Genomic DNA, 2318 nt, shown 5'->3' with positions numbered 1-2318 from the left:
CGACGAGCTGGCCGACGACCTGGAGCGGATGGGGCCCACGTACGTAAAGCTGGGCCAGCTTCTTTCCACCCGCCCGGACCTCGTTCCGCCCGCCTACATCGACGCGCTCACCCGCCTGCAGGACCGGCTGGAGCCGTTCCCGGCCGCGGACGCGGAGCGCATCGTGGCGGAGGAGCTGGGCGTGCGCGTGTCCAAGGCGTTCCTGGAGTTCGAAAGCGAGCCGCTGGCGGCCGCGTCGCTGGGGCAGGTGCACCGCGCGAAGCTTCGCGACGGGCGCACGGTGGCGGTGAAGGTGCAGCGCCCCGGCGTGCGCGAGCAGCTGGTGCGCGACATGGACGCCATCGAGGACATCGTGGAGTTCATGGACCGGCACACCAGGGCCGGGCGCCAGTACGAGTTCGGCCGCACCTTCGAGGAGCTGCGCAAGAGCCTGATGGCCGAGCTGGACTACCGCCGCGAAGCGCGCAACGCCTCCACGCTCGACGAGAACCTGGCCGAGTTCCAGCGCATCATCGTTCCGCGCCCGGTGGAAGACTACACCACCTCGCGCGTGCTGACGATGGAGTTCATCCGCGGCCGCAAGATCACCTCGATCAGCCCGCTGGCCCGGCTGGAGCTGGACGGCGATGTGCTGGCGGAGGAGCTGTTCCGCGCCTACCTCAAGCAGATCCTGGTCGACGGCTTCTTCCACGCCGACCCGCACCCCGGCAACGTCTTCCTGACCGACGACCGGCGGATCGCGCTGCTGGACGTGGGGATGGTGGGGCGCATCGGGCCGGACCTGCAGCAGCACCTGCTGCGGATGCTGCTGGCCATCGCCGACGGGCAGGGGGCAGAGGCCGCGCGCGCCACCATCCAGGCCGGCGACGTCCGCTCCGGCTACCGCGAAGACATCTTCACGGCGGACGTAAAGACGCTGGTGGCCGATTTCGCCACGGCGCGCAACGCCGAGAACATCCAGGTGGGGCGGGTGATGCTGGAGGTAACCCGCAGCGCCGCGGAGAACGGCATCCGGCTGCCGGTGGAGCTGACGATGCTGGGCCGCGCGCTGCTGGCGCTGGACCAGGTGGGCCGCACGCTGGACCCGCAGTTCGACCCGAACGCCGCCATCCAGCGCAACGCGTCGGACCTGATGCGCCGGCGGATGATGAAGAACGTTTCGCCCAGCCGCATGTTCAGCAACATGCTGGAGATGAACGAGCTGGTGCAGAAGCTCCCCGGCCGCGTGAACCGCGCGCTGGAGGCCATCACCGAAGACGGAATCGAGGTGCGCGTCCGCGTTCCCGAGGAGAAGTGGCTGCTGCAGGGGATGCAGAAGATCTCCAACCGCATCGCCGTGAGCCTGGTGGCGTCGGCGCTGATCGTGTCGGCGGCCATGATGATGCGGGTGGAGACGCGCTACCGGATCCTGGGATATCCCGGCGTGGCGATGATCCTGTTCATGGGCGCCGCGGCCTTGGGGCTGCTGCTGGTGTTCGACATCCTGGTCAGCGACGTGCGCCAGCGCCGCCGCGGCGACGAGAAGTAGCGCCCCGCTGTCCGCCGGTTTTCCGCTTCGAACCCGAGAGAGAGGACCGATATGCCGAACCCACTCGTTTCCCGCGCCGTCCTGGCCGCGTGCCTTGCCCTGCCCGCGGCCCTGGCGGGGTGCATGGGCGCTGGAATGCAGGACCCCGGCGCGGCGGCGAGCGCCATGGGAATGGGCAACGAGCACGTGTTCGAGACGGTGATGGCCGCCAACCGCAGCGAAATCGCCCTCAGCGAGCAGGCGGAGCAGCGCGCGGCGAGCGCCGAGGTGCGCGCGTTCGGCGCACGGATGGTTGCCGAGCACACGCGTGCCGAGACGGACATGGCGGCCTTCGGGCAGCGGCTGGGGCTGTCGCCGCGTGAGAGCGAGACCAGCCGCAGCCTGGACGAGTTCACGCGCAACACCGTTGTATCGATGGAAACGCGGCGCGGGGCGGAGTTCGACCGCGAGTACATGCGCCTGCAGGTGCAGCAGCACGGGTGGCTGGTAGATGCGCTGGACAAGAACCTGATCCCCGGGGCGCAGGACGAGCGGCTGCGCGCCGAGCTTCAGCGCATGCGCCCCATGGTCGCGGGCCACCTGCGCGAGGCCCAGCGCATCCACCGCACCCTCGGCGGGTCATAGCGAACCTCACGTCCGCGGATGCTCGTCCACCCTCTCCGATAGACAGGGTGGGAAGGGCACACTCCAGGGCTGAGATGTCGGAGGGCAGGTCCGGTGCTCGGGCCGGCGCCCCCCATCCCCAGCCCTTCCCCCGCAAACTGCGCGGGGGAAGGGAGCCAGTCGAGTG

The 2318-nt window shown here is 69.8% G+C and carries 2 protein-coding genes; both read left to right on the top strand.

Annotation, left to right across the window (positions count from 1 at the left end):
* On the top strand, positions 1 to 1528 hold a 1528-nt coding region (locus VIB55_RS22080), incomplete at its 5' end, for an ABC1 kinase family protein (RefSeq protein WP_331878839.1).
* A gap of 51 nt (positions 1529 to 1579) precedes the next feature.
* Entirely contained in the window at positions 1580 to 2152 is a 573-nt protein-coding gene (locus VIB55_RS22075) for a DUF4142 domain-containing protein (RefSeq protein WP_331878838.1), read from the top strand.
* Positions 2153 to 2318: the final 166 nt, after the last annotated feature.

This window comes from Longimicrobium sp. (assembly GCF_036554565.1).
Taxonomy (GTDB): Bacteria; Gemmatimonadota; Gemmatimonadetes; order Longimicrobiales; family Longimicrobiaceae; genus Longimicrobium.
This window is presented reverse-complemented; position numbering and strand designations above follow the sequence as displayed.